Source organism: Azospirillum formosense, from assembly GCF_013340925.1.
GTDB classification, from domain to species: domain Bacteria; phylum Pseudomonadota; class Alphaproteobacteria; order Azospirillales; family Azospirillaceae; genus Azospirillum; species Azospirillum formosense.
The window spans coordinates 29,854-54,949 of the sequence record NZ_WHOR01000006.1 but is presented as its reverse complement, the minus strand read 5'-3'; the positions used below and the strand labels follow the sequence as shown (position 1 = coordinate 54,949).

At 67.8% G+C, this 25,096-nt stretch carries 24 protein-coding genes, 1 tRNA gene and 1 pseudogene; 5 read left to right on the top strand and 21 right to left on the bottom strand.

Annotated features, from left to right (window positions below):
* From GBZ26_RS01900 to GBZ26_RS01880, 5 genes and pseudogenes are all read right to left on the bottom strand, one after another.
* Positions 1–373, bottom strand: a pseudogene (locus GBZ26_RS01900) (NAD(P)(+) transhydrogenase (Re/Si-specific) subunit alpha); the annotation flags it as partial.
* 253 nt (positions 374–626) lie between these two features.
* Positions 627–1,082, bottom strand: a complete 456-nt coding sequence (locus tag GBZ26_RS01895) for a CBS domain-containing protein (protein ID WP_174437346.1) — start codon at positions 1,080–1,082, stop codon at positions 627–629.
* A 99-nt stretch (positions 1,083–1,181) separates the two neighbouring features.
* The gene (locus GBZ26_RS01890; RefSeq protein WP_035673330.1) at positions 1,182–2,207 is read right to left on the bottom strand and encodes a 2-dehydropantoate 2-reductase; all 1,026 of its coding nucleotides are present in this window, start codon (positions 2,205–2,207) and stop codon (positions 1,182–1,184) included.
* A gap of 260 nt (positions 2,208–2,467) precedes the next feature.
* Positions 2,468–2,950, bottom strand: coding sequence for a GNAT family N-acetyltransferase (locus GBZ26_RS01885; RefSeq protein ID WP_174437345.1), 483 nt, complete (start codon positions 2,948–2,950; stop codon positions 2,468–2,470).
* A 155-nt stretch (positions 2,951–3,105) separates the two neighbouring features.
* Positions 3,106–4,035 carry a histone deacetylase family protein gene (locus GBZ26_RS01880; protein ID WP_174437344.1) on the bottom strand — a complete coding sequence of 310 codons (930 nt, stop codon included), beginning with the start codon at positions 4,033–4,035 and terminating at the stop codon, positions 3,106–3,108.
* Between the two features lie 488 nt (positions 4,036–4,523).
* Between GBZ26_RS01880 and oxlT the strand changes: the two genes are divergently transcribed.
* Entirely contained in the window at positions 4,524–5,825 is a 1,302-nt protein-coding gene (gene oxlT / locus GBZ26_RS01875; protein WP_174437343.1) for an oxalate/formate MFS antiporter, read from the top strand.
* A 91-nt stretch (positions 5,826–5,916) separates the two neighbouring features.
* On the opposite strand, the gene GBZ26_RS01870 is transcribed toward oxlT, so the two are convergent.
* From GBZ26_RS01870 to recJ, 4 genes are all read right to left on the bottom strand, one after another.
* Positions 5,917–6,123 (bottom strand): hypothetical protein, encoded by a 207-nt coding sequence (locus tag GBZ26_RS01870; protein WP_114859934.1) that lies wholly within the window; start codon positions 6,121–6,123, stop codon positions 5,917–5,919.
* A gap of 121 nt (positions 6,124–6,244) precedes the next feature.
* Positions 6,245–7,084, bottom strand: coding sequence for an aldo/keto reductase (locus GBZ26_RS01865; protein WP_174437342.1), 840 nt, complete (start codon positions 7,082–7,084; stop codon positions 6,245–6,247).
* Positions 7,085–7,330: 246 nt separating this feature from the next.
* Positions 7,331–7,406 (bottom strand) — tRNA-Glu (locus GBZ26_RS01860).
* A 123-nt stretch (positions 7,407–7,529) separates the two neighbouring features.
* The gene (recJ, locus tag GBZ26_RS01855; protein WP_174437341.1) at positions 7,530–9,329 is read right to left on the bottom strand and encodes a single-stranded-DNA-specific exonuclease RecJ; all 1,800 of its coding nucleotides are present in this window, start codon (positions 9,327–9,329) and stop codon (positions 7,530–7,532) included.
* Positions 9,330–9,553: 224 nt separating this feature from the next.
* On the opposite strand from recJ, the gene GBZ26_RS01850 reads away from it, so the two are divergent.
* Positions 9,554–10,645 (top strand): glycerol dehydrogenase, encoded by a 1,092-nt coding sequence (locus GBZ26_RS01850; protein ID WP_174437340.1) that lies wholly within the window; start codon positions 9,554–9,556, stop codon positions 10,643–10,645.
* Positions 10,646–10,792: 147 nt separating this feature from the next.
* On the opposite strand, the gene glpX is transcribed toward GBZ26_RS01850, so the two are convergent.
* The 6 genes from glpX to GBZ26_RS01820 form a co-directional block, all read right to left on the bottom strand.
* Positions 10,793–11,785 (bottom strand): class II fructose-bisphosphatase, encoded by a 993-nt coding sequence (gene glpX, locus GBZ26_RS01845; protein WP_174437339.1) that lies wholly within the window; start codon positions 11,783–11,785, stop codon positions 10,793–10,795.
* 43 nt (positions 11,786–11,828) lie between these two features.
* A complete protein-coding gene (locus tag GBZ26_RS01840; protein ID WP_174437338.1) occupies positions 11,829–13,136 on the bottom strand; it encodes a homoserine dehydrogenase in 1,308 nt (435 codons plus the stop codon).
* Entirely contained in the window at positions 13,136–14,410 is a 1,275-nt protein-coding gene (locus GBZ26_RS01835) for an LL-diaminopimelate aminotransferase (protein WP_174437337.1), read from the bottom strand. The genes GBZ26_RS01840 and GBZ26_RS01835 overlap by 1 nt, the downstream gene beginning before the upstream one ends.
* Before the next feature lie 154 nt (positions 14,411–14,564).
* On the bottom strand, positions 14,565–15,914 hold the full coding sequence (locus tag GBZ26_RS01830) for a multidrug effflux MFS transporter (protein WP_174437336.1): 1,350 nt from the start codon (positions 15,912–15,914) through the stop codon (positions 14,565–14,567).
* Positions 15,911–16,363, bottom strand: a complete 453-nt coding sequence (locus GBZ26_RS01825; protein ID WP_246653589.1) for a MarR family winged helix-turn-helix transcriptional regulator — start codon at positions 16,361–16,363, stop codon at positions 15,911–15,913. Before GBZ26_RS01825 ends, GBZ26_RS01830 begins: the two co-directional genes overlap by 4 nt.
* A 359-nt stretch (positions 16,364–16,722) precedes the next feature.
* A complete protein-coding gene (locus GBZ26_RS01820) occupies positions 16,723–17,118 on the bottom strand; it encodes a hypothetical protein (RefSeq protein WP_174437335.1) in 396 nt (131 codons plus the stop codon).
* Positions 17,119–17,351: 233 nt separating this feature from the next.
* On the opposite strand from GBZ26_RS01820, the gene GBZ26_RS01815 reads away from it, so the two are divergent.
* Positions 17,352–19,151, top strand: coding sequence for a PHA/PHB synthase family protein (locus GBZ26_RS01815; protein WP_174437334.1), 1,800 nt, complete (start codon positions 17,352–17,354; stop codon positions 19,149–19,151).
* Between the two features lie 179 nt (positions 19,152–19,330).
* On the opposite strand, the gene GBZ26_RS01810 is transcribed toward GBZ26_RS01815, so the two are convergent.
* From GBZ26_RS01810 to GBZ26_RS01785, 6 genes are all read right to left on the bottom strand, one after another.
* Positions 19,331–19,918, bottom strand: a complete 588-nt coding sequence (locus GBZ26_RS01810) for an OmpA family protein (RefSeq protein ID WP_174437333.1) — start codon at positions 19,916–19,918, stop codon at positions 19,331–19,333.
* A gap of 213 nt (positions 19,919–20,131) precedes the next feature.
* On the bottom strand, positions 20,132–20,650 hold the full coding sequence (locus GBZ26_RS01805) for a gamma carbonic anhydrase family protein (protein WP_094306453.1): 519 nt from the start codon (positions 20,648–20,650) through the stop codon (positions 20,132–20,134).
* 35 nt (positions 20,651–20,685) lie between these two features.
* Entirely contained in the window at positions 20,686–21,738 is a 1,053-nt protein-coding gene (gene argC, locus GBZ26_RS01800) for an N-acetyl-gamma-glutamyl-phosphate reductase (RefSeq protein WP_174437332.1), read from the bottom strand.
* Between the two features lie 135 nt (positions 21,739–21,873).
* Positions 21,874–22,356: a 30S ribosomal protein S9 gene (gene rpsI, locus GBZ26_RS01795; RefSeq protein ID WP_014240248.1), complete on the bottom strand. Its 483-nt coding sequence runs from the start codon at positions 22,354–22,356 to the stop codon at positions 21,874–21,876.
* Positions 22,357–22,360: 4 nt separating this feature from the next.
* On the bottom strand, positions 22,361–22,825 hold the full coding sequence (gene rplM / locus GBZ26_RS01790) for a 50S ribosomal protein L13 (protein ID WP_014240247.1): 465 nt from the start codon (positions 22,823–22,825) through the stop codon (positions 22,361–22,363).
* Positions 22,826–23,021: 196 nt separating this feature from the next.
* The gene (locus GBZ26_RS01785) at positions 23,022–23,492 is read right to left on the bottom strand and encodes a PaaI family thioesterase (protein ID WP_109070212.1); all 471 of its coding nucleotides are present in this window, start codon (positions 23,490–23,492) and stop codon (positions 23,022–23,024) included.
* Positions 23,493–23,753: 261 nt separating this feature from the next.
* Between GBZ26_RS01785 and GBZ26_RS01780 the strand changes: the two genes are divergently transcribed.
* Positions 23,754–24,572 carry an enoyl-CoA hydratase gene (locus GBZ26_RS01780; protein ID WP_174437331.1) on the top strand — a complete coding sequence of 273 codons (819 nt, stop codon included), beginning with the start codon at positions 23,754–23,756 and terminating at the stop codon, positions 24,570–24,572.
* Positions 24,569–25,087 carry a CoA-binding protein gene (locus GBZ26_RS30070; RefSeq protein ID WP_246653587.1) on the top strand — a complete coding sequence of 173 codons (519 nt, stop codon included), beginning with the start codon at positions 24,569–24,571 and terminating at the stop codon, positions 25,085–25,087. The genes GBZ26_RS01780 and GBZ26_RS30070 overlap by 4 nt, the downstream gene beginning before the upstream one ends.
* Positions 25,088–25,096 lie beyond the last annotated feature (9 nt).

Genomic DNA, 25,096 nt, shown 5'->3' with positions numbered 1-25,096 from the left:
ACTCCATGGCGAAGGCGTTCACCCCGGCCGCCGCGTAGGCGGCCACATGGTCGCGGCTGTTGTAGGGGTTGAGGATGGCGAACAGCAGCGCGCCGCGCTTGATCAGCGCCAGCTCGTCGAGGTCCCCCTCCCCGGCCAGCAGCGGGCGCTGCACCTTCAGCACGATGTCGGCGTCGGCCAGCGCCGACGCGGCGTCCGGCGCGATCTCCGCGCCGGCGTCCTGATAGACCCGGTCCGGCAGGTTCGAGCCCAGACCGGCGCCGGTCTCGACCACGACGTCGAGGCCGAGACCCTTGATCTTCTTGACGGTTTCCGGAGACGCCGCGACGCGATTCTCGCCCGCGCGCCGCTCCCTGGGTATGGCGATTTTCATAGTTGTTGATTGCCTCCCAAAGCAATCGGCAGGACGAGGCGTCAGCGCTCCGGCCTCGACGGCGGGCGGCCTCGGCGGGCGGCCCGCCGGTCAAATTCTCGAATGATGTCGATGCCGGCCAGCGACGAGGCGGTGTCCGGCGTCAGGCCCGCGGGGCGGCGGAGCGGTCACCCGAGATGGACGCGGGTAGCCGCTCCGCCGCCGTCATGGGAAGGCTGCCCCGGACACAACTGCCCAAGGGCGCCGTCGTTCGTCACTGGGCCGCGGCGACGGGATAGCTGACGACCTCGCCCGGTTCGGCGTCCGGCGGGGCGGCGTCGAGTTGCGCCTTGATGAGATCGCGCACGCTGACCACGCCGACCAGCGAGGCGCCGTCCAGGACGGGGATGTGGCGAATGGTGTGCTCGTCCATCAGCTGGAGAACGTGACGAACGGAGTCCCCGGGCGTGCAGCAGACGGGATGGTGGCTCATCACTGCCGTGACCGGCAGGGACAGGATCCCCGGCCCGCGGTCGGTCAGGCTGCGCACGATGTCGCGTTCGGAAATCACCCCGACGACCGTGTTGCCTTCGGTGCGGCAAACGTCCTTGACCACCAGCGCGCCGGTGTTTTCCGCCTTCAGAAGACGCAACGCCGTTTCCACGGTTTCGTTGATGCGCACCGTGCCGATGCGCGTCCCCTTCCGGCGGAGAATGTCTTCAACCCTCATGACGCTCCTCCTGTGAAGCGATTGTCCGGCCCCTCGGCGTTGCTTCGCTTCGTCGTTGGGGGCGTTGGTTTCTGTGTGCGGGGCCGGACGGTGTCCGCCCTACTGGGCGGCGACCGCGGGGGCGGCCTCGGACGATGCCCGCTGCGGGCGGGTGTAGCAGTCGGCGATCTCGCCGCGCTGGCGGACGAGCGCCAGGACCACGTCGATGGTCGGAGTCGCCACGCCGACCATGCGGCCCATCTCCTGAACCACCGACAGCAGCGCATCGATCTCCATCGGACGGCCGCGCTCCAGATCCTGGAGCATCGAGGTCTTGTGCGCGCCGACCGCGCCGGCGCCGTTGATGCGGCGCTCCACATCCACCCGGAAATGCACGCCCAGACGGTCGCCGATCTCCTTGGCCTCCAGCATCATCGCCTTGGCGACGGCGCGGGTCTCCGGATCGGAGCAGATGACGTCCAGCGTGGCGTGGGTGAGCGCGCTGATCGGGTTGAAGCAGAGGTTGCCCCACAGCTTCAGCCAGATCTCGTCGCGGATGCGGTCGAGCACCGGGGCGCGCAGGCCGCCGGCCTCCATGGCCGCGCTGAGCTTCTTCACGCGGTCGGACTGGCTGCCGTCCGGCTCGCCGAGCGAGAACTTGTCGCCGTAGATGTGCTGAATGACGCCGGGTTCGACGACTTCGGTCGCGGGGTAGACGACGCAGCCGATGGCACGCTCCGGGCTCAGGCCGTTCCACTGGATGCCGCCCGGATCGACGGTGTCGAGCACGCGGCCTTCGAACTCGCCGCCGTTCTTGTAGAAGTACCAGTAGGGGATGCCGTTGACCGCGGTGACCACGGCGGTGTCCTTGCCGAGCAGCGGCTGGATGGCGTCGACGACGCTGGGAACGGAGTGGGCCTTCAGACCGATAATGACGTAGTCCTGCGGGCCGAGTTCCGCCGCGTTGTCGGTACAGCGGGGGTGGACGACCGTTTCTTCCTCTCCGACGATCAGCTTCACGCCGTTCTCACGCATGGCCGTGAGATGGGCGCCGCGCGCCACGAGGCTGACATCCGCGCCGGCCTGGTGGAGACGCACACCCAGATACCCGCCGATGGCCCCGGACCCAAAGATGCAGATCTTCATAACCCGTTTCCTCTCCCCCAATTATCGGCCACGCGCCGCGCAGCCTTTGCAGTAACCCCAATCAATCAGCACACCGAACAAATACGGAGTTTGGTATACCAGATACCAGATGTCAACTGGCAAAATAGACCCTGTCGAGGGAGGGGCATGATCCGGAATCGGGCGAGAATCCTGGGTTTTCCAACGAAAGTTCGAGCATGGAAAACCGGACGCCCGGCCCGTCCGGACGCCCGGTTCGCGGGTCCATCCGGTGCGTGGGATCAGGTGAGCGGCAGGACGAGCTGGAACGCCTTAACGGTCATGCGCTTGCGGTGATAGAAGCGGTGGGCGTCGCCGCGCTGGACGCCGGAGATGATTTCCATCTGGGCGCAGCCTTTTTCGCGCGCCTGACCGGCCAGCCAATCGAACAGCTTGTCGCCCAGACCGAAGGAGCGGTGCTTCGGCGAGGTGACCAGGTCCTCAACATACATATAGCGGCCGCGCGACAGCGTCTCGTGAACGCGGAAGCCGCCGCAGCCGGCCACCTCGCCGTCGATGCGCAGGAGGGCCATGTTGTAGCCGTCCTCCATCTGGCGACGGATCTGGGCGGCGTAGGCGTCGGCGTCGGTCATGTGGGTGCGCAGTTCCTTCACCACCGCGTAGCTGTCGGCGATGTCGGCGTCGGTCTTCGCCAGGGTGATCTCGATGGTGTGCTGGCCGGCAGCGTTCTGAGCGGCGTTCTGTTCGGCGATCCGCTGGTCCATCGTGCGTAACTCCCGTTTTTTTGTGTGTTCGAGGGACTCTGTTCGTCTCTCTGGTATTTGGTATACCAGATAATCCGTGCAGGAAGCAACCGACGTTATGACGCAGCTGCGCAAAGTCCCTCGAAATCGCCTGGGATTCGCCGTCCGAGCCCCGGTCAGGCGCGCATCAGAGCCTGGAGATGCGCGGCGCAGCCTTCGGCGAGCCCCACCATGTCATAGCCACCCTCCAGCACTGTCACGACGCGGCCGTCGCACAGGCGGTCCGCCGCTTCCACAAGCTTGCGGGTCCCCCACTCGAAATCCGGGCCGGTGAAGTTGAGCGACGCCAGCGGGTCGCGGGCGTGGGCATCGAATCCGGCGGAGATCAGGATCAGCTCCGGCTTGAACTCCTCCAGCGCGGGAAGGATGCGGCGCTCCATCGCTTGGCGGAACTCCACCGTCCCGGAGTGGGGTGGCAGCGGCGCGTTGACGATGTTGTCGGCGACTCCGGTTTCGCTCATCGAGCCGGTACCGGGATAAAGCGGCGACTGGTGGGTCGAGGCGAAGAACAGGTCGGCGTCGTCCCAGAACATGGCCTGGGTGCCGTTGCCGTGGTGCACGTCGTAGTCGACCACGGCCACGCGGGTCAGGCCCCGCCGCTTGCGGGCGTGCTCGGCACCGACCGCCACGTTGTTGAAGACGCAGAAGCCCATGGCGCGGGCCGGCTCGGCGTGGTGGCCGCAGGGGCGGACGGCGCAGAAGGCGTTCTTCACTGTCCCGTCCAGCACCGCGTCCACCGCCGCGCAGACCGCGCCGGCGGCCCGCAGGATCGCCGAGCGCGAGGTGGGGGACAGCACGGTGTCGGCGTCCAGCCGGACATGGCCGCTGTCCGGGACCGCGTTCAGCACGGCGTCCACATAGGCCGGGTCATGCACCCAGCGCAGCTGCTCGACCTCCGCCTCCGGGGCCTCGAAGCGAGGCAGATTGCGGAACTCGTCGCGGTTCAGAACCTCCCACACCACGGCGATTCGCTCGGGACGCTCCGGGTGCCCCGGGCCGGTGTCGTGCGCCAGGAAGTCCGGATGGGTGAAAATGGCGGTGGTCATCGAGTCCTCTCCTCCGCTGTACCGATGATTTGAAGCTGGTCGATCGCACGACGGCGCAGAAGCGGCAGACCATCCCGAATCGACGCGCGCTCTTGTCTTATATGTATACCAGATACCAGAATGGGCCAAATCGCTTTGCTGACGAACCGTCAGCACCGCCACCGTCCAGGCATAAGAACCCCTATCTCTGCAAGGGCTATCAGCGCCTTCGAACGCGGTAGAGCGTCCCTCGCATGTCGGGTCTGTTTGTTACGCTGACAAACAGCTTGCGCCGGAAACTGTATCTGGCATACCATATCTCTAATGCCAAAAACGCTCATCCCGCGAGCTTAAGCCGCCCACACCAAGCGGCCGGTTCCACGGTCAAGCCAAGGCGATGGAGACGACCCGGCACACCACGGGAACGCCTCCGGTCAAAGAACAAAAACAACCCGACTCAAAAAAGCAAAAGACCGCTTCGCAAAGAGATCGCTTCTAGGAGGAGAGAAATGCACCAAGCCCTCACGGAGGCCCCGAAGGGGCCCCTCGGTGGCCGCTGGTTCCAGCTCGTCATCGGCGTCATCTGCATGTCGATGATCGCGAACCTGCAGTATGGCTGGACTCTGTTCGTCGAGCCCATCGACCAGAAGCATGGCTGGGGCCGTGCGGCCATCCAGGTGGCCTTCACCATCTTCGTCGTCATGGAAACCTGGCTGGTTCCCGTCGAAGGCTGGTTCGTCGACAAGTTCGGCCCGCGCATCGTCGTCCTGATCGGCGGCGTGCTCTGCGCCGTGGCCTGGGCGGTCAACTCGGTGGCTGACTCGCTCGCCATGCTCTATCTGGGCGCGGCGCTGGGCGGCATCGGCGCCGGCGGCGTCTATGGCACCTGCGTCGGCAACGCGCTGAAGTGGTTCCCCGACCGCCGCGGCCTCGCCGCGGGCCTGACCGCCGCCGGTTTCGGCGCCGGCTCGGCCCTCACGGTCGTTCCCATCGCCAACATGATCCACTCCTCGGGCTATGAAGCCACCTTCATGACCTTCGGCATCGGCCAGGGCGCGGTGATCCTCGCGCTGGCGTGGTTCCTGGCGTCTCCGAAGAAGGGCCAGGTTCCGGAGGTCACCCGCTCGTCGGTGTCGCAGACCCGCGAGAGCTACACCCCGGTCCAGATGCTGAAGACCCCGGTCTTCTGGGTCATGTACGCCATGTTCGTGATGGTGGCGGCGGGCGGCCTGATGGCGACGGCCCAGCTCGGCCCGATCGCCAAGGACTTCCACCTGGACGGCGTGCCCGTCAGCATCATGGGTCTGACCCTGCCGGCGCTGACCTTCGCCCTGTCGATCGACCGCGTGCTGAACGGCGTCACCCGCCCCTTCTTCGGCTGGGTGTCGGACCACATCGGCCGCGAGAACACGATGTTCATCGCCTTCGCCCTGGAGTGCGTCGGCATCCTGGCGCTGAACCAGTGGGGCCACAACCCCGTCGCCTTCGTGATCCTGACGGGTCTGGTGTTCTTTGCCTGGGGTGAGATCTACAGCCTGTTCCCGGCGCTGTGCGGCGACTCCTTCGGCTCGAAGTTCGCCACCACCAACGCCGGCCTGCTGTACACCGCCAAGGGCACCGCGTCGCTGGTCGTTCCCTTCGCCAACGTGGCGGTCGCCTCGACCGGCAGCTGGCAGGCGGTGTTCTTCTTCGCCGCCGCGGTGAACGGCATCGCCGCCCTGCTGGCCATCTTCGTCCTGAAGCCGATGCGCGCCCGCCAGATCAACGAGAGCCTGCCGGCCGCGAAGCTGGCGGCGGAGCCGGCCCAGTAAGGCACCGGACGCACCATCAGCACCCGAACGCAATCGGGCCGGGAGATTTCCCGGCCCGATTTTCTTGTGGGGAAAAGGTCTTCGGGAGAGGTCAGAGCCCGCGCGGGAACGACGCCCAGGACGGGCCGCCTTCGATCTCCTCCTGCGCCTTGCGCGCCTTCTTCACCCGGCGGAGATGCCGGGGCGACCATGGATCGCGGACCGGCATGCCGGCAGTGGCGACCTCGGCGGTCAGAATCCGCGCCACCACGATGGCGAAGCCCGACAGCAGCATGGACAGAAGAACGATGGCGAGCATGCTTCGATTCCCGGAAGAGCCACACGCGGACTCAGGAATGCCCGATTCCGCAATGCAGCATACATAGGCCGTTCGGCCAGGGAAATCGAGTCCGCCACCGCCAGCGCGGCGCTTCGCCGCGCTACAGCATCTCCAGCGGGCGCGGCCCGCGGGGCGGCGGGAAGGCCCGGTCAAGGTCCGCGAGATCCTGCTCGTCGAGCCGCAGATCGGCGGCGGCCCTGTTGTCGCGGACGTGGGCGGGGTCCGACGCCTTGGGGATGGCGATCACCCCGTCCTGCCGCAGCAGCCAGGCCAGCCCGACCTGGGCCGGCGTCGCGCCGTGTCGCTCGGCGATGCGGCGAAGCTCCGGATGGCGCAGCATCCGCCCCTGCTCAATGGGCGAATAGGCCATGACCGGAATGCCCCGGCCACGGCACCAGGGCTGCAGGTCGTATTCGATGCCGCGTCGCGTCAGGTTGTAGAGGAGCTGGTTGGTCTGCACCCCCTCCCCGCCCAGCGCGCCGACCAGTTCCTCCATGTCCTGGAGATCCAGGTTGCTGACGCCCCATTGGCCGATCTTGCCGTCGCGCATCAGCGTGTCGAAGGCCGCGATGGTCTCGGAGAAGTCGTGGCTGCCGCGCCAGTGCAGCAGATAGAGATCGATGCGGTCGGTGCGCAGGCGCTTCAGGCTGCGCTCGCAGGCCGCGACGGTGCCGCGACGGCTGGCGTTCATCGGCAGCACCTTGCTGACCAGGAACACCTCGTCGCGGCGCCCGGCGATGGCCTCGCCGACCACCTCCTCCGCCCCGCCGTCGGCGTACATCTCCGCCGTGTCGATCAGCGTCATGCCGAGGTCGAGGCCGAGCCGCAGCGCCGCCGCCTCCCGCGCGCGGTCGCGGCTGTCCTCGCCCATGTACCAGGTGCCCTGGCCGAGCACCGGAACGGCGGTTCCCGAAGGAAGGCGTGTCGTCGGAAAGGTCATGGATGTCTCCCGTTCCCTTGGCCCCTTCGAAGGGCGTGAGGAACGTTAGTCCACGGAGCCACCCCTGGAAACCGCCCCTTGACGCTATTTCGGCGGGTGGCAAAAGCCGGCGCCCACATCGCGGCGAACGGGGCGCGGCGAACGGGTCGGCCGCAGCCGGCAAAGGCATCGGGCAAATGACGCCCGAAACGACAAAAGCTCAGCCAAGGGCTGAGCTTTCGAAACTGGTGCCAACCTGTGAGAAGGTGGCGTCCCCAAGGGGATTCGAACCCCTGTCGCCGCCGTGAAAGGGCGGTGTCCTAGGCCTCTAGACGATGGGGACGTCGTTGGCGTGGCGGGATTACTAATGGGATGGCGGGCCGAGCGCAAGCGTTTTTTCCAACGCCTTTCTACCTCGTTCGCGTATGCCCCCTATGCATGGTCTCCGCTCCGAATTTGTTTGCATTCACATGGATTGGGAGGGTGCGGCGTCGTCGATCAGGAGCTGGACTCCCTCAGCCCCGTTCCAGCGATCAATGCGCAGAACGCCGGCGAGGTGGAAGGGCGATCCGCGGCCCATCAGCAGGGCTTTTCCCATCTCGCTGTCCAACGCGCGGAAGGCGATGGCCTTCAGCCGGGCGCCGTCGCCGCCCTGAAGAATGCAGCGGACGTGATTCGCCCCGACAACGTCGGCCCGCACCACGCGGGCGTCGGTGACGGCGAAGCGCGGCTCCGCGTTGCCGGTGCCGAACGGGCCGAGCTGGTTCAGGCGGTCCACCAGGGACGTGTTCGCTGCCCCCACGGACAACGCGCCGTCCAGCTCCAGCGTCGGCACCAGCGGGGCCGCGGCCACCTGCTCGGCGACGCGGCCGGTCAGGAAGGCCTGCAGGGCGGCCAGCTTGTCTCCCGCCACGGTGAAGCCCGCCGCCATACGGTGCCCGCCGCCGGCCATCAGCAACCCCTCCTGCCGCGCGGCGATCACCGCCGCCCCGAGATCGACCCCGCGCACCGAGCGGCCCGAGGCCTTGCCGATCACCGTGCCGTCCGCCCCCTCCTCCAGGGCGATGACGCAGGCGGGGCGGCTGTAACGCTCCTTCAGGCGGCTGGCGACGATGCCGATCACACCCGGATGCCAGCCCTCCCCCGCCACGAAGACCAACTCGGCCAACTCCTCGGCGTGCTCCTCCAGCCGGGCCATGGCGTCGGCGAGAACGCCCTGCTCCACCGCGCGGCGTTCGGCGTTGTGGGCCTCCAGCTTCTGGGCCAGCTCCATCGCCTCCATGGGGTCGTCGGTGGAGAGCAGCCGCGCCCCGAGGTCCGAGGCGCCGACCCGCCCGCCGGCGTTGACCCGCGGGCCGAGCACGAAGCCGGCGTGGTAGGCGTCCGGTTTCTCCTTGACCCCGGCGACGTCGGACAGGGCGGACAGGCCGGGGTTGGCGCGCCGCGCCATCACCTTCAGCCCCTGCGCCACCAGGGCGCGGTTCAGCCCGGTCAGGGGCACCACGTCGCACACCGTTCCCAACGCCACGAGGTCGAGCCACTCCATCAGGTTCGGCTCGTTGCGGCCCGCGTAGAATCCTGCGCCGCGGAGCGCCCGGTTCACCGCCACCACGGCCAGGAAGGTGACCCCCGCCGCGCACAGCGTGCGGTAGGCGCCGTCCTCGTCCAGCCGGTTCGGGTTGACCAGGGCGACGGCCGGCGGCAGACGCGGTTCCGCCGCGTGATGGTCGAGAACCACCACCTCCAGCCCGGCCTCCGCCGCCGCATCCAGCGCCGCGAAGGCGGAGATCCCGCAATCCACCGTCACCACCAGCCGCACGCCCTCGGCCTTCAGACGCAGCAGTGCCGGGCCGTTGGGGCCATAGCCCTCCTTCATGCGGTCGGGCACGTAGATCCGCAGGTCGGCCCCCACCGACCGGAAGAAGCGCCGCAGCAGCGCGGAGGAGGTGGCGCCGTCCACGTCGTAGTCGCCGAAGACGGCCACCGGCTCACCGTCCATGATCGCGCGGGCGATGCGCTCCGCCGCGACGTCCATGTCCTTGAAGCGGGAGGGGTCGGGCAGCAGCGCCTTCAGCGTCGGGTTCAGAAAGCCGTCGCACGCCTCCTCCGTCACCCCGCGGGCGGCAAGCACCCGCCCGACGATCTCCGGCAGCCCCCGCCCCTGCGCCAGCCCCCAGGCCAGCCGCTCGTCGTAGGGCCGCGCCTGCCAGCGCTTGCCGGACAGGGAATGGGCGACGTTCAGGAAGGGGGGGACGGTGTCGGTCATGCTGCCCAGAATGCCACGGATCGGAAAGGCCGAAGCCATAGCAGATGGGGGACGAGCGGGCCAGCGGATGGGGCTCCCCCGGTGGGTACGCAGTGGGTCCGGCGCCGCTGCGCCTGTACGCAAAGGTGGCAGGCGCCCATGCCGCAGCGCAACTTGAGGCAGGTCATTGCGGGTGGAGAGAGGCCCTGCTCCACTGCGGTCATCACCACGCGGAGGAGGGAACCATGATCACCACGGCGATCTTTCCGGCCCGCTACGTCCAGGGCAACGGCGCCCTCGACAGCCTGGGCGAGGATCTGGCCCGGCTGGGCAAGAAGGTCCTGGCCGTCACCGACAGCTTCGTCCTGAAGACGCTGAAAGGCCGGCTGGTCGACGCCGCCGCCGGGCGCGTCGAACTGAACATCCAGGAATTCCGGGGCGAGTGCTCCGACGATGAGATCGAGCGGCTGACCGCGCTCGCCCGCGCCATGGGCGCCGACGTCGTGGCCGGCATCGGCGGCGGCAAGGCGCTCGACACCGCCAAGGCGGTCGCCCACGCGCTGGACGCGCGCACCGCCATCGTCCCGACGCTGGCCTCCACCGACGCGCCGTGCAGCGCCCTGTCGGTGATCTACACGCCAGAGGGAGCCTTCAAGCGCTACCTCGTGCTGCCGCGCAACCCGGACCTCGTGCTGGTCGACACCGGCGTGGTGGCGGGCGCTCCGGTGCGCTTCCTCGTCTCCGGCATGGGCGACGCCCTGTCCACCTGGTTCGAGGCGGAGGATTGCCGCATCAAGCGCGGTGGCAACATGACCGGTCGCGTCGGCCCGATGACCGCCTTCGCGCTGGCCCGGCTGTGCTACGACACGCTGCTGGAGTATGGCGTGCTCGCCAAATCGGCCTGCGAGCAGGGCGTGGTCACCCCGGCGCTGGAGCGCATCGTCGAGGCCAACACGCTACTGAGCGGGCTGGGCTTCGAAAGCGGCGGGCTGGCGGCGGCCCACGCCGTCCACAACGGCCTGACCGCGCTGGAGGAAACGCACCATTACTGGCACGGCGAGAAGGTCGCCTTCGGCACGCTGACGCTGCTGATCCTGACCGACCGGCCGCCGGCGGTGCTGGACGAGGTCTATGGCTTCTGCAAGGCGGTGGGGCTGCCGACGACGCTGGCCGAGATCGGCCTTGGCGGGGTGTCGGACGAACGGCTGCTGCTGGCGGCGGAACGGGCATGCGCGGAGGGCGAGACCATCCACAACGAGCCGCACGAGATCACCCCGCAGCGCGTCCTGGCCGCCATGAAGGCCGCCGACGCCGAGGGACGGCGGCGGAAGGGTTAAAAGCCCTCGCCCCCCTGGGGAGAGGGTTGGGTGAGGGGGCGCCCGGAGGGCGTCCACGCACGATGATGAGCCTGCGTTTCCGGCCTTCGGCCGCCCCCTCATCCTGACCTTCTCCCCGGAGGGGAGAAGGAACAGGGGATAGCAGCCTCAGGCCATGGCCGGCTTGCGCTGCAGGTTGTGGTGCGCCTCGACGTAGCGCACGGTGCCCGACTTGGAGCGCATGATCACCGAGTGGGTGGTGGCACCGCCGGGGAAGCGGCGGACGCCGCGCAGCATGGCGCCGTCGGTCACGCCGGTCGCGGCGAACATGACGTTGCCGCTGGCCAGCTCGGTCAGGCTGTACTTCTTGTTCAGGTCCTTGACGCCCCAGCGGGCGGCGCGGGCCTTCTCGTCGTCGTTGCGGAACAGCAGACGGCCCTGGAACTGGCCGCCGATGCAGCGCAGCGCCGCCGCGGCCAGAACGCCTTCCGGCGCGCCGCCGGAGCCGACATACATGTCGACGCCGGTCCCGGCCTGGCTGGTGGCGATCACGCCCGACACGTCGCCGTCGTTGATCAGCATGATGCGCGCGCCGGCCTCGCGGACGCGGGCGATCAGCTCGGCGTGGCGCGGACGGTTCAGGATGCAGACCAGCAGCTCCTGCACCTCGGTGCCCTTGGCCTTGGCCAGGGCCTTGAGGTTGTTGGCCGGCGTCTCGTCGAGATCGACCACGCCTTCCGGCAGGCCGGAGCCGACGGCGATCTTGTCCATGTAGACGTCGGGCGCGTTCAGGAAGCCGCCCTCGTCCGCCATGGCGATGACGGCCAGCGAGTTCGGGCCGCCGGTGGCGCAGATGGTGGTGCCTTCCAGCGGGTCGAGCGCGATGTCGACCTTCGGCCCGCGGCCGATGCCGGCGCCGACCTTCTCGCCGATGTAGAGCATGGGCGCCTCGTCGCGCTCACCCTCGCCGATCACGACGGTGCCGTCGATGTAGAGGGTGTTGAGCGCCTGGCGCATGGCGTCGACCGCGGCCTGGTCGGCAAGCTTCTCGTCACCGCGGCCCATCAGCAGCGACGCGGACAGCGCGGCGGCCTCGGTGACGCGGACGGCTTCCAGAGCCAGGTTCCGGTCCATACCGGACAGGTCGACATGAACGGACATGGTGTTCTCCCCCGAATCGATGCTCGGTTCTTCTATGGTTCGGTCAAAACTGTTCGATGCGGATCATGCGCGGCGGCTCGACCACCGACTCCTTGGCGGCGATGGTGGCAAGCGCGCGCTGCATGGCCGCCTCGTCGGTGTCATGGGTGGTCAGGACCACCGGCACCGCTTCACCGGGGGCGCGCCCGCGCTGCAGGAACTGCTCCATGGAGACGTTCTGGTCGCGCATCGCCGCCGCAACATCCGCTATCACGCCGGGACGGTCCACGACCATCAGGCGTACGTAGTACGACCCCCGGCGGGCCTCCATCGGCGACGGCTGCGCCTCGGAAAGCTGGGCCGCCGGCACGCCGAAGGTGGGGGTGGAACGCCCGCGGGCGATGTCGATGAGGTCGGCGACCACGGCCGAGGCCGTCGGCCCCTCGCCGGCGCCGCGGCCGACGAACAGCACGCGGTCCACGAAGTCGCCCTGGGCGATCACGGCGTTGAACACGCCGTCCACCGCCGCGATGGGTGCTGCCTTCGGCACCATGCAGGGGTGCACGCGCTGCTCGATCCCGTGATCGGTGCGCCGGGCGATGCCCAGCAGCTTGATCCGGTAGCCGAGCGCGTCGGCGTAGTCGAAGTCCACCGCCGAGACGTGGCGGATGCCCTCGACATGGACGCTCTTGAAGTCCACCGGCGTGCCGAAGGCCACCGAGGTCAGGATCGCCAGCTTGTGCGCCGCGTCCACGCCGTCGATGTCGAAGCTCGGGTCGGCTTCCGCGTAGCCCAGCTTCTGCGCGTCGGCCAGCACGTCCGCAAAATCGCGGCCGGTGGTGCGCATCTCGGTCAGGATGTAGTTGCAGGTGCCGTTGAGGATGCCGTGCACCTCCGACACCCGGTTGCCCGCCAGCCCTTCGCGCAGCCCCTTGATGATCGGGATGCCGCCGGCCACCGCCGCCTCGAAGCCGATGGCGAGGCCGGCGGCCTCCGCCTTGGCCGCAAGCGCGGTGCCGTGATGGGCGAGCAGCGCCTTGTTGGCGGTGACGACGTGGCGTCCCCGCTCCAGCGCCAGCTCGACGGTCTCCTTCGCCGGCCCTTCGGACCCGCCGATCAGCTCGACCACCACGTCCGCGCCGGGATGGGCGGCGAGCGCCACCGGATCGTCGTACCATTCGACCGCCGACAGGTCGATGCCGCGGTCCTTGCCGCGCGAGCGGGCGCTGACCGCCACCACTTCGATGCGGCGGCCGCAGCGCTGCCCGATCAGGTCGGCCTGCCGCTCCAGAAGCTTCAGAACGCCCGCGCCGACCGTGCCCAGGCCCGCGACGGCGATTTTCAGGGGGCCTGTTTTGTGGGAGTCGGACATCAGACTTTCGCTTTCTCCGGATCGAGGAGGGCGGCGCGCGCCGCCGGGTCCTTGCTCGCCGCCGCACCGGCGGCATTGGAGCGGAAGAACTCCTTGATGTTGCGGGTCGCCTGGCGGATGCGGTGGACGTTCTCCACCAGCGCCAGACGGACATGGCCGTCGCCGTATTCGCCGAAGCCGATGCCCGGCGCCACGGCCACCTTGGCCTCCTGCAGCAGCAGCTTGGAGAATTCCAGCGAGCCGAGATGGGCGAAGGGCTCCGGAATCGGCGCCCAGGCGAACATCGAGGCCGACGGGCTCGGCACCGTCCAGCCGGCGGCGGCCAGCCCCTCGATCATCACGTCGCGACGCTGGCGGTACATGGTGCGCACCTGCTCGACGCACTCCTGCGGGCCGTTCAGCGCGGCGGTCGCGGCGACCTGGATCGGCGTGAAGGCGCCGTAGTCCAGGTACGACTTGATGCGGGCCAGCGCGGTGATGAGCGTCTTGTTGCCGGTGGCGAAGCCAATGCGCCAGCCGGCCATCGAGTAAGTCTTCGACATCGAGGTGAACTCGACGGCCACCTCGCGCGCCTCCGGGATCTCCAGGATCGAGGGCGGCGGCTCACCGTCGAAGAAGACCTCGGCGTAGGCCAGATCCGACAGAATGTAGATGCCGTGCTTGCGGCAGAACTCGACGATCGGGCGGTAGAAGTCGAGGCCGACCACCTCCGCCGTCGGGTTGGACGGGTAGTTCAGCACCAGCGCCAGCGGCTTCGGCACGCTGTGGCGCACGGCGCGCTCCAGCATGATCATGAAGCTGTCGATGTCGGTGGAGGTGCCGTTGGCCTGCCCCACCGGCAGATGGCGCACCGAGGCGCCGGCCAGGATGAAGCCGAAGGGATGGATCGGATAGCTGGGGTTCGGCACCAGGATGATGTCGCCGGGGCTTGTGATCGCCTGGGCGAGGTTGGCGAGGCCTTCCTTCGAGCCGATGGTGACGATGCACTCCGACTCCGGATCGACGTCCACGTTGAAGCGACGCTTGTAATAGGCCGCGTGCGCCTTGCGCAGGCCGGGGATGCCGCGGGAGTTCGAGTAGCGGTGCGTCTTGGGATCGCGCACGGCCTCGATCAGCTTATCGACGATGTGCTGGGGCGTCGGCTGGTCCGGGTTGCCCATGCCGAGGTCGATGATGTCCTCGCCGGCAGCTCGGGCTCGCGCCTTCATGGCGTTCACTTCGGCGAAGACGTAGGGCGGAAGCCGCTTGATCCGGTGGAATTCTGAATCGCTCATGGACGCTCCGAAGCCTTGTCCGGCCACGCCACGAACCCATATTTGCGGACCGGGACCACTTATCTACCGCCCCGCATCTTCAGAAGCGAGGTAAAATTCGCGTCCGGCCGCATTCCTGCGCTGCCCATGGCATCCCGGACGCCGAAGTCCGTCTTCAGCCTCCCTTGCGGCCGGACGTCCGACGCTGGTGCAGCGCTTCCTCGATCTCCTCGCCGCCGGCGCCGACCAGGGCGGCGGGGTCGACGGCGACCTCCAGATCCTCCGGCCGAGCGGGCTTGGCCGGGTGGCCGCGCCGGGACGCCGACACGCGCAGCAGCGCGTAGGACAGCAGCGACAGCGCGGCGAAGCCCGGCATGATGGCCGTCGTCGCGGTGTAGGGATCGACGAACAGGGCGGCCACCGCCGTGCCGGCCAGCCCGCCGCCGATCTGCATGAAGCCGATCAGCGCCGAGGCCGCTCCGGCCATGCGGGGGAAGCCGGCCAGGGCGTCGCTGGTGGCGCCGGGCATGACCAGGGCGATGCCGAAGGCCCAGACGGCGGTCGGCCCCATCACGCTCGCCACGGTCGGCTCACCGGTCAGGGGGGCCAGGGCGAAGCCGAGCCCGCCCACGGCCACGCAGGCCAGCCCGTAGGGGATCAGCCGCATCGCGTCGACCCGGCGCAGCAGCCGCCCGGCCAGGGTCGCCCCCAGCGTGTAGGAACCGGTCTGCAGCAGCATGGCGAAGCCGAAGACGGTGGGGCTCAGCCCCACCCGCTCGATCATCACGAAGGGCAGCAGCGCCGCCATGGTGTAGAGGCCACCCAGCGTCGTGCCAAGGACCAGCCCCGCCCGCATGAAGCGCCGGTCGGTCAGCAGCGTGCGGTAGTTGCGGATCACCGGGCCGGGCCGGGCCGCCGAGCGGTCGCGCGTCCGGTTGGTCTCCGCCGTGCCCAGCGCGAAGACGGTCAGCACGGCGAGGCCGTAGAGCGTCATCACCACGAAGATGGCGTGCCAGCCCACCGTGCCCAGGATCACCCCGCCCAGCGTCGGCGCCACCGCCGGCACGATGGCCAGCATCAGGCCGATCAGGTTCAGGATGCGCGCCGACCGCTGCCCTGTGAACTGGTCGCGCACGATGGCGCGGGAGATGGCGATCCCCGCCGCCGCCCCGATGCCCTGCAAAGCCCGCCCGACCAGCAGCCATTCGATGCTGCCCGATAGGGCCGCCACGACGCTGCCCAGCACGTAGGTGACGAAGAAGCCCAATGCGACCGGCCGCCGCCCGTAGGCGTCGGACAGCGGTCCGCAGGCGAGCTGGGAAAAGGCGAAGCCGAAGAAATAGACGGAGAGCGTCAGCTTCAGCGCCGCCGGGGTGGTCTGGAACGCCTCCACCAGCATCGGCAGGGCCGGCGTGTAGAGCGCGAGGCTGAGCGGCCCCAGCGTGACGATCAGCGTTCCGATGACGGCGGTCCGCGTCTCCGTCATGGCGGGCGGCGCGGCGGGTTGCGCGGAGGCTTGGCTCATTGGCCGGCCCCGCCGCGGTCGTCGGCGATCATGCGGTTGCGCAGGCGGTTCAGCATGTCCTTGAGCAGGACCACCTCCTCCGCCGAGAGGTCGGCCATGGCCGACTCGCGTTCGGTGCGGAAGGCCTCCAGAACCTGAAGCGCCAGCGGCTCGGCCTGTGGGGTCGGCTGGACGATCTTGGCACGGCGATCCGCCGGGTCCGGCTCGCGGACCACCAGCCCGCGCGCCTCCAGCCGGTCGAGGAAGCCGACCAGGGTCATCGGCTCCACCCACATGTGGGTCGCCAGCACCGATTGGCGCGAGCCGGGATGGCGGCAGACATAGACCAGAGCCCGCGCCTCCCCCGCCGTGAGGCCGAGCCGGGCGTCGTCCAGGGCACGGTCGAACCGCGCGCGCAGAAGCCGCGCGCAGTCGATCAGGATCATTCCGAAGGGGGATTCATCAAGCATCCCTTATTGTAAGGGCGCCTTATGATTTCCAGCAACCGCGGGCGGCGCAGGGCGGTCATGCCGCGGCGCCATGGCCGCGCAACGTCCATCCCCGCGACGTGAAGCGAAGCCGACGCGCCAAATAGTCGCAGTTTTAAAATCTGTTGCGGACACGCCACCGCAGGACGTAGTTTTTCCGCCTTGGCAGCAGCAATGGGTGCTCCGTGGTCCGCGCCACCGCCATCGGAACTGCGCATCGACCGGACGAAGACCGGCGCGTCCCTTTCCTTCGAAGCGACGCCATCAAAGGCCGAAGGACGCTTCGCATAGGTATACTTACGGATTACTGGCGGCGTCAGCCCTTTGCTACACCCCTGCCCTTAATTGGGCTTTCCGGGGGCGGGCTTCCCGGCGCTTGGCTGTCCAGGCGTGATGTCCGGCGGCGGGGGAGCGTCCATGGGGGTTGGCAGCATGGTCTTGGCGGCCTCGCGGTCCTTGGCCAGACGGTCGAGATCCTGCTGGCGCTGCGCTTCCGTCCGCAGGTCGGTGGGACGCGGCGGGACGGTGCCGAGGTTGGGGTATTCCCGGTTCTCGCCGGACATGCCGCGCACCGGCGACTCCTGGCTGGGCACGTCGCGCCCGGTCACGGCGCCGATCAGCCCGGTGTCGAGCACGTGGTTGCTACAGGCGGACAACCCCAGGACAACCAGGACGGACAGCGCCGGCCCAAGCCGGCCCGTCTTCGCCACCACGCCGCGTCGGATACCCGTTTCCATTCTGCGAACCCCACATCCGAACCCATCCGGCCGCTTGAACGGTGGTGGGCGAAATGAAATCTTCATACGAGAGGTGTATGACGGACCCCGGCTCGAACGGACATGGCATAAGCTGTCCGGGATGCCAGGACCGGAACGCACTCCGACCGAACAGACTTCCGGCAGGCACTGTATAAACCGCACAACGTCCCTCCTGAAGCCTAAAACTCGCCTAAAGAAGAAGGACCGCACCAATGGCCGAAAACCAGGCCCCTGACGTCAAGCTTCCCGACCCGGTGGAGATGTCGCGGGCGATGACCCGCATCGCCGAGCAGAGCCAGCGGCTGGTCACCGACTTCCTGTCCCGTCAGGCCTCGGACGGCGTCGGCGCGAAGAATCCCGACCCGATGGGCGTCGGCCATGCGTTCCTGGAGATGACCACGCGCATGATGGCCGACCCGGCCAAGCTGATGAAGGCGCAGATGACGCTGTGGCAGGACTACCTGACCCTTTGGCAGCGCACCACCCAGCGCTTCTTCGGTCAGGAGTCCCAGCCGGTCATCGCCCCGGCCAAGGACGACCGCCGCTTCAAGGATTCGGCCTGGGACGAGAACACCCTGTTCGACTTCATCAAGCAGTCCTACCTGCTGTCGGCGCGGTGGATGCAGTCGACGGTCAACGAGGTGGACGGGCTGGACGACCACACGGCCAAGAAGGTCGACTTCTACACCCGCCAGTTCGTCGACGCGATGGCGCCCTCCAACTTCGTCATGACGAACCCGGAGGTGCTGCGCACGACCATCGAGACGGGCGGCGAGAACCTCGTCAAGGGCCTGGAGCACCTGCTGAAGGACCTGGAGCGCGGCAAGGGCGAGCTGCGCATCTCCATGACCGATTACGACGCCTTCCAGGTCGGTAAGAACATCGCCGTCACCCCGGGCAAGGTCGTCTTCCAGACCGATCTGATGCAGCTTATCCAGTACACCCCGACCACGCCGGACGTGAACAAGCGCCCGCTGATGATCGTGCCGCCCTGGATCAACAAGTATTACATCCTGGATCTGCGCGAGAAGAACAGCTTCATCAAGTGGGCGGTGGACCAGGGCCATACCGTCTTCATCCTGTCCTGGGTCAACCCGGATGAGAAGCTGGCTCAGAAGGGCTTCGAAGACTATATGTTCGAAGGCGTTCTGGCCGCGCTGGACGCCATCGAGAAGGTGACCGGCGAGAAGGACGTGAACGCCATCGGCTATTGCCTGGGCGGCACGCTGCTCGCCTCCACCCTGTCCTACATGGCGGCCAAGAAGGACGACCGCATCAAGTCGGCCACCTTCTTCACCACCATGCTGGACTTTACCGAAGCGGGCGAGCTGTCGGTCTTCATCGACGAGGAGCAGCTCACCATGATCGAGAGCCAGATGGCCCAGCAGGGCTACCTGGACGGCTCGAAGATGGCGACCACCTTCAACATGCTGCGCGCCAACGACCTGATCTGGTCGTTCGTCGTGAACAACTACCTGCTCGGCAAGGACCCGTTCCCGTTCGACCTGCTCTACTGGAACAGCGATTCGACCCGCATGCCGGCGGCGATGCACAGCTTCTACCTGCGCAACATGTACCAGAAGAACCTTCTGGCGCAGCCGGGCGCGGTGTCGTTGGGCGGAGTGCCGATCGACCTGCGCAACGTGAAGACTCCGTCCTTCTTCCTGTCGGCCCGCGAGGACCACATCGCGCCGTGGAAGTCCACCTACATGGGCGCCCATCTCTTCTCCGGTCCGGTCAAGTTCGTGCTGGCGGCCTCCGGTCACATCGCCGGCGTGGTGAACCCGCCGGCCGCCGGCAAGTACTGCTACTGGACCAACACCAAGCTGCCGAAGGCCTCGGACGACTGGCTGGCGTCGTCGCAGCAGACTCCCGGCTCCTGGTGGCCGGAGTGGAACAACTGGGTTTCCACCTTCTCCGACGGCAAGGTCCCGGCGCGCAATCCGGAAAAGGGTGGACTGCCCGTTCTGGAAGACGCCCCCGGCTCCTACGCCAAGGTGCGCATCGTCTGATATCCCGCCTTCCGGAGGGCGGTCCGCCGCTCTCCGGAAGCCCGGCACCGTTGACGTGACGGTCCACAACAGACGGCCCATAAGAAAAGGCCCCGGACGATTGTCCGGGGCCTTTTCCTTTATCGGCGAGTACCCCGGACCGAGGTCCGGGGTTGGTGTCCCGAAAGGGAACCTGCGCCTTACGACGACGGGGCGTTCGCACCGCGCGGCAGGATCTGCGCACGACGGTTGGACGGCTCGCGGACGTTCGGGCCGGTCTGCACCAGGAGCTGGCTCTCGCCCTTGCCCTCGGTGGTGATGGCGCCGGCGGCGATGCCCTTGGAAACGAGGGCCTGCTTCACCGCCTCGGCGCGACGCACCGACAGACGCTGGTTGTAGGCCGGCGAACCCGAGGTGTCGGTGTGGCCGACGACATGGACGCGGGCGTTGGCGCCCTTGCCGATGGCAGCGGCCGCATCGCCGATCACGCGGTCGGCGGCCGGGGTGACGTTGGCCTTATCCCAGTCGAAGAAGACCAGGTATTCGGTCTGGGCGCGGGCGGCCGGGGCCGGGGCAACCGCCGGAGCGGCGGCCGGCGGGCACTTGTAGCTGCCCTGGTGGATGGCGTAGCCGCCATCCGCCGTGCGGACCGGGGTGTTGTTCCAGCCAATGACCGGGTTGCACCACTCGGCGGTGTCGGCGCTCTGGGCCTGAGCCCCGGCGGTCAGGCCGAAGGCGACGACGGCGGCCGGCACGACGGCCATGGTAGCGCGGAAGAAGCTGTTCATTTCTCCACTCCCTTAGAGACACACTCCCTACCGCTTGGTTCGCGGAGGACGAATCGCACAAACGATAGGACATATCGCGTGCATGTAACGTGACAAAACGCGAAACATGTGGGGTTTGTCCACGTACAAACATACCCTCCGGAAGTCCTACACGTTTCGTGCCGGTGTCACTGTTGCTAGTATGCCACAGTGCTGCGACGCACTAAAGAGGTATTAGCCCTCTCTGTAGATTTGAGCAAGCCGCACGTAGTTTCGGACGTTTACCGGGAAGAAAGATGTGTCCTTTTCCGTTAGTGCACGCACAGGTCTTGCGGGACTTCCGGCCCAAAGTTGCCCGGCGGCCACACGCTTCCCAGGGGTCACCAGGGCCCCGGCAGCCACCATGGCCCCCGACTCGACGTAGGCCCCGTCCATGACGCAGGCCTGCATGCCGATGAAGCAGCCGCTCTCCAGCGTGCAGGCGTGCAACAGGGCCATGTGGCCGATCGACACGTCGTCACCGATGTAGGTCCCCTGCCCCGCCGAAGCGACATGGATGACGGTGCCGTCCTGGATGTTGGTGCGGGCACCGATTCGGATCTCGTTCACGTCGCCGCGGATCGTGCAGCCGAACCAGACACTGCTGCCCGGCCCGATCTCCACGTCGCCGATGACCGAGGCCGTCGGCGCCACATAGACGCTCGGGTCGATCTTCGGATGTGTGCCCTGGAAGGGCAATATCAGGCCGGACATCGCGGGCAACTTTTCCTCAGGCTGTTTCTCTTCGGTCACGGGAACAGCGGGGCCTGCTCCAGCCCGGTCGTCTCGCCCAGGCCGAACATGACGTTCATGTTCTGGATGGCTTGGCCGGAGGCGCCCTTCACCAGATTGTCGATGACCGAGACGATGATGGCGCCGCGCGGGGTGCGGTCGGGGAAGACGCCGATCAGCGCCTGGTTGGAGGCGCGGACGTGGCGGGTCGCCGGGGCGATGCCCGCCGCCGTGACGTTCACGAAAGGCTCCGATTCGTAGCGCGTGGTCAGGGTGGCGCGCAGGTCGTCGGCGGTCACCCCGTCGGCCATGCGGACGTAGATCGTCGCCATCATGCCGCGGTTCATCGGGACGAGGTGCGGCGTGAAGCTGACCGTCACCGGGCGCCCGGCGGCCAGCCGCAATTCCTGCTCGATCTCCGGCATGTGGCGGTGGTGGCCGACGCCGTAGGCGTTGAAGCCCTCCGACACCTCGGTGAAGAGGTTCTGCTGCTTGGCGTCGCGCCCGGCGCCGGAGACGCCCGACTTGGCGTCGATCACGATGCCGCCCGGCTCGATCATCTCGTCCATCAGCAGCGGCAGCAGGGCCAGCAGCGAGCAGGTCGGGTAGCAGCCGGGGTTGGCGACCACGCGGGCCTTGCGCACGCCCTGCCGGTTGAACTCGGTCAGGCCGTAGGCGACCTCCTTCTGAAGCTCCACGGCGCGGTGCTCATGCCCGTACCAGGTGGCGTATTCGGCGGGGTCGGACAGGCGGAAGTCGGCGGACAGGTCCACCACCTTGATGTGGCGCGGCAGGCCGGCGATGACCTCCTGCGTGGTGCCGTGCGGCAGGGCGCAGAAGACGGCGTCCAGCTTGTCCCAGGCGACCTCCTCGATCTTCACGAGGCCGGGCAGGTTGAACTGGCCCAGATGTGGGAACACCTCCGCCATGGGCTTCCCCGCCTGTCGCTCGGCCGTCAGCGCGCAGATCTCCACGCCGGGATGGCGCAGAAGCATGCGCACCAGCTCGGCGCCGGTGTAACCGGACGCGCCGAGAATGCCGACGCGGATGGGGGAAGTGCTGTTGGCCATGGACGCTGTTCCTTTTGACGCACGGGGATGGGCACGGAACGGTGAAGACGAATGAAACAGACCTGAATCAAGAAAGGGGCGCCCCGTCGGGACGCCCCTCGCTTGTACAGCAGTAACGCGGGTCCGCGGTAGGCTTTAGCGCTTCGAGAACTGGAAGCTGCGGCGGGCCTTGGCCTTGCCGTACTTCTTACGCTCGACGACGCGGGCGTCGCGGGTCAGGAAGCCGGCGGCCTTCAGCGGCGGACGGAGCGCCGGCTCGAAGTAGGTCAGCGCCTTGGAGATGCCGTGACGGACCGCGCCGGCCTGACCGGACAGACCACCGCCGGCCACCGTGACCATCACGTCGAACTGGTCGGCGCGGTCGGTGATGCCGAAGGGCTGGGCGATCATCATGCGCAGCACCGGGCGGGCGAAGTAGACTTCCTGGTCGCGGCCGTTGATGACGATCTTGCCGGAGCCCGGCTTGATCCACACGCGGGCGACGGCGTCCTTGCGCTTGCCGGTGGCGTAGGCGCGGCCCTGGGCGTCCAGCTTCGGGGCGACCACTTCGGCGGAGGCGGCGGCCGGAGCGGCAGCGATGTCCTTCAGGCCGGAAAGGGTGGTGGTAACCTGAGCCATTGGATTACGCGCTCCGCTTATTCTTCGGGTTCATGGCCGCAACGTCGAGAGCGACCGGCTGCTGCGCCTCGTGCGGGTGGGCGGCGCCCTTGTAGACCTTCAGGTGGGTCATCACCTTGCGGCCGAGCGGACCGCGCGGAACCATGCGCTCCACGGCCTTCTCGATCACGCGCTCCGGGTACTTGCCGTCCAGGATCTGGCCCTTGGAACGGCCCTTGATGCCGCCCGGATAACCGGTGTGCCAGTAGAAGATGTCGTCCTGGCGCTTGTTGCCGGTCAGCTTGACCTTCTCCGCGTTGATCACGACGACATGGTCGCCGCAATCCATGTGCGGGGTGAAGGTCGGCTTGTTCTTGCCGCGCAGGATGTTCGCCAGGATGCTGGCAAGCCGGCCGAGAACGAGGCCGTCGGCATCGACGACGTACCACTTCTTCTCGATGTCGGTCGGCTTCAGATTGAAGGTCTTCATCGCCACACTCGTTGACTAAACGTGGATCGGCGGGCCACCGAAACTGGACGTTCAATCCCCGGGGCGCCGAAGCGGCCGGTTTTGTACGCAGCGCAGGGGGACTCTGTCAACGGAAAAATATCCGTTTCGCATCAACGACCTACGGTCGCGGTATCATTTTACCGTGAAAGCAAAGCCGTTGATATCATTGGCGTTTTCAGGCGCTTTCCGGATCGTGGTATCCAGATACCGCGAGCGTCACCGGGTCGTGCGGCGGAATCGAATAGGTGCCGGTGGCGTGGGCGACGGGCTCCGGATCGCCCTCGGAGAACAGCAGGACCTCGCCGTAGGCCAGGCGCTTGCCCATCTTCAGGATTCGGCAGTCGGCGGTGATGGCGACCGGCGCCGGGCGGCGCAGGAAGTTGATGGTCATGCTGGTGGTCACGGCCAGTTCCACCCGCCCGATCAGGCTGAGCACCGCCGCGTAGAGCGCCACGTCGGCCAGCCCAAACATCGCCGGCCCGGTCACCGTGCCGCCGGGACGGACGAAACTGTCGTTGTAGGGCAGCTTCATGCGCACGGTCCCGGCGCCGAGCTGCTCGATGGTGATCCCGTAATTGCCGACCAGCGGCACGCCCTCGCGAATCAGGGCTTCCAGTTCCTCGGCGGACACGACCGGCGCGCTCATTCCCTCACCCATGGCTCTTCTTATGGAGCCCCGATCATGGCGGACATCGTCCGGCCCGCCAAGCGCCTCACGGCGGCGCGCCATTTTCACACAACCACCCAACATCAGGCGGCTTTAAATCTACAAATTCGATCAACAAATAGGTTGAGTTATCCGCCCTGGCACCGTTAGATGAACAGACCACACACCCGGTTCCGTGGCGGGAGCGGTCGGGGTACTGTTCCCGCCAACGATCAAAACATCCGGGAGGATTGGACAGCGATGAACGACACCCCACCCGCCGCCAGGGTCCCGAACAGCGACGACGCGCCGCTGGTTCTCCGCGAGGATCGCGACGGGGTCGCGACCCTGACGCTGAACCGCCCGCAGGCGCGCAACGCCCTGTCCGTCGGGCTGATGGGCGCGCTGCAGGCGGAACTGGACGCCATCCACCAGGACTCCACGGTCCGCGCCGTGGTGCTGTCCGGGGCCGGGTCGGCCTTCTGCGCCGGGCACGACCTCAAGGAGATGCGCGCCAACCCCGACCGCGCGGCCTATGAATCGCTGTTCGTCCAGTGCTCCAAACTGATGCTGACGGTCAGCCGCATCCGCCAGCCGGTGATCGCCAAGGTCCACGGCATCGCCACGGCGGCGGGTTGCCAGCTCGTCGCCACCTGCGACCTCGCCTATTGCGCCGACACGGCGCGATTCGCCACGCCGGGCGTGAACATCGGCCTGTTCTGCTCCACCCCCATGGTGGCGCTGAGCCGCGCCGTGGGCCGCAAGGCGGCCATGGAGATGCTGCTGCTCGGCGACCTGATCGGCGCCGATGAGGCGGCGCGCATCGGCCTCGTCAACCGCGCGGTGCCGGCCGACCGGCTCGACGCCGTGGTGGCGGAGGCTGCGGGCAAGATCGCCGCAAAGTCGCCGTTGACGCTCGCCATCGGCAAGGAGGCCTTCTATCGCCAGATCGAGCTGGACGTGGAGGAGGCCTACGCCTACGCCGCCCGCGTGATGACCGAGAACATGCTGGCCCGCGACGCCGAGGAGGGCATCGACGCCTTCCTGCAGAAGCGCCCTCCGGTGTGGTGCGGCCAATGAGCGGCCCCGCCCCCTCGCACGACGGCTACAGCGACGACTTCATCCGCGGCGTTCTGGACCGGGTGAAGACCATCGCCCTGGTCGGCGCGTCGAACGACCCGGTGAAGGCCAGCTTCATCGTGCTGAAGTACCTGCGCGACAAAGGCTACCGGGTCATTCCCGTCAACCCGAAGCTGGCCGGGCAGACCATCCTCGGCGAGCGGGTCTACGCCAGCCTGTCGGAGCTGCCGGAGCCGCCGGACATGGTGGACGTCTTCCGCAACGCCACCGCCGCCGCGGGCGTGACGGACGAGGCCATCGCCGTCGGCGCCAAGGTGGTGTGGATGCAGCTCGGCGTGCGCAACGACGAGGCGGCGGCGCGGGCCGAGGCGGCGGGGCTGACCGTGGTCATGAACCGCTGCCCCAAGATCGAGCTTCAGCGCCTGTTCCACGAGATCGGGCGCATCGGCGTCAACTCCAACATCCTGACGTCCAAGAAGGCCGCACCGGCCAAATCCTTCAAAAAACTGATGTAAAAAGCAGAG

Coding starts and splice junctions, on each gene's coding strand:
- GBZ26_RS01895 (WP_174437346.1), bottom strand. CDS start 1,082: ATGAGGGTTGAAGACATTCTCCGCCGGAAGGGGACGCGCATCGGCACG.
- GBZ26_RS01890 (WP_035673330.1), bottom strand. CDS start 2,207: ATGAAGATCTGCATCTTTGGGTCCGGGGCCATCGGCGGGTATCTGGGT.
- GBZ26_RS01885 (WP_174437345.1), bottom strand. CDS start 2,950: ATGGACCAGCGGATCGCCGAACAGAACGCCGCTCAGAACGCTGCCGGC.
- GBZ26_RS01880 (WP_174437344.1), bottom strand. CDS start 4,035: ATGACCACCGCCATTTTCACCCATCCGGACTTCCTGGCGCACGACACC.
- oxlT (WP_174437343.1), top strand. CDS start 4,524: ATGCACCAAGCCCTCACGGAGGCCCCGAAGGGGCCCCTCGGTGGCCGC.
- GBZ26_RS01870 (WP_114859934.1), bottom strand. CDS start 6,123: ATGCTCGCCATCGTTCTTCTGTCCATGCTGCTGTCGGGCTTCGCCATC.
- GBZ26_RS01865 (WP_174437342.1), bottom strand. CDS start 7,084: ATGACCTTTCCGACGACACGCCTTCCTTCGGGAACCGCCGTTCCGGTG.
- recJ (WP_174437341.1), bottom strand. CDS start 9,329: ATGACCGACACCGTCCCCCCCTTCCTGAACGTCGCCCATTCCCTGTCC.
- GBZ26_RS01850 (WP_174437340.1), top strand. CDS start 9,554: ATGATCACCACGGCGATCTTTCCGGCCCGCTACGTCCAGGGCAACGGC.
- glpX (WP_174437339.1), bottom strand. CDS start 11,785: ATGTCCGTTCATGTCGACCTGTCCGGTATGGACCGGAACCTGGCTCTG.
- GBZ26_RS01840 (WP_174437338.1), bottom strand. CDS start 13,136: ATGTCCGACTCCCACAAAACAGGCCCCCTGAAAATCGCCGTCGCGGGC.
- GBZ26_RS01835 (WP_174437337.1), bottom strand. CDS start 14,410: ATGAGCGATTCAGAATTCCACCGGATCAAGCGGCTTCCGCCCTACGTC.
- GBZ26_RS01830 (WP_174437336.1), bottom strand. CDS start 15,914: ATGAGCCAAGCCTCCGCGCAACCCGCCGCGCCGCCCGCCATGACGGAG.
- GBZ26_RS01825 (WP_246653589.1), bottom strand. CDS start 16,363: ATGCTTGATGAATCCCCCTTCGGAATGATCCTGATCGACTGCGCGCGG.
- GBZ26_RS01820 (WP_174437335.1), bottom strand. CDS start 17,118: ATGGAAACGGGTATCCGACGCGGCGTGGTGGCGAAGACGGGCCGGCTT.
- GBZ26_RS01815 (WP_174437334.1), top strand. CDS start 17,352: ATGGCCGAAAACCAGGCCCCTGACGTCAAGCTTCCCGACCCGGTGGAG.
- GBZ26_RS01810 (WP_174437333.1), bottom strand. CDS start 19,918: ATGAACAGCTTCTTCCGCGCTACCATGGCCGTCGTGCCGGCCGCCGTC.
- GBZ26_RS01805 (WP_094306453.1), bottom strand. CDS start 20,650: ATGTCCGGCCTGATATTGCCCTTCCAGGGCACACATCCGAAGATCGAC.
- argC (WP_174437332.1), bottom strand. CDS start 21,738: ATGGCCAACAGCACTTCCCCCATCCGCGTCGGCATTCTCGGCGCGTCC.
- rpsI (WP_014240248.1), bottom strand. CDS start 22,356: ATGGCTCAGGTTACCACCACCCTTTCCGGCCTGAAGGACATCGCTGCC.
- rplM (WP_014240247.1), bottom strand. CDS start 22,825: ATGAAGACCTTCAATCTGAAGCCGACCGACATCGAGAAGAAGTGGTAC.
- GBZ26_RS01785 (WP_109070212.1), bottom strand. CDS start 23,492: ATGAGCGCGCCGGTCGTGTCCGCCGAGGAACTGGAAGCCCTGATTCGC.
- GBZ26_RS01780 (WP_174437331.1), top strand. CDS start 23,754: ATGAACGACACCCCACCCGCCGCCAGGGTCCCGAACAGCGACGACGCG.
- GBZ26_RS30070 (WP_246653587.1), top strand. CDS start 24,569: ATGAGCGGCCCCGCCCCCTCGCACGACGGCTACAGCGACGACTTCATC.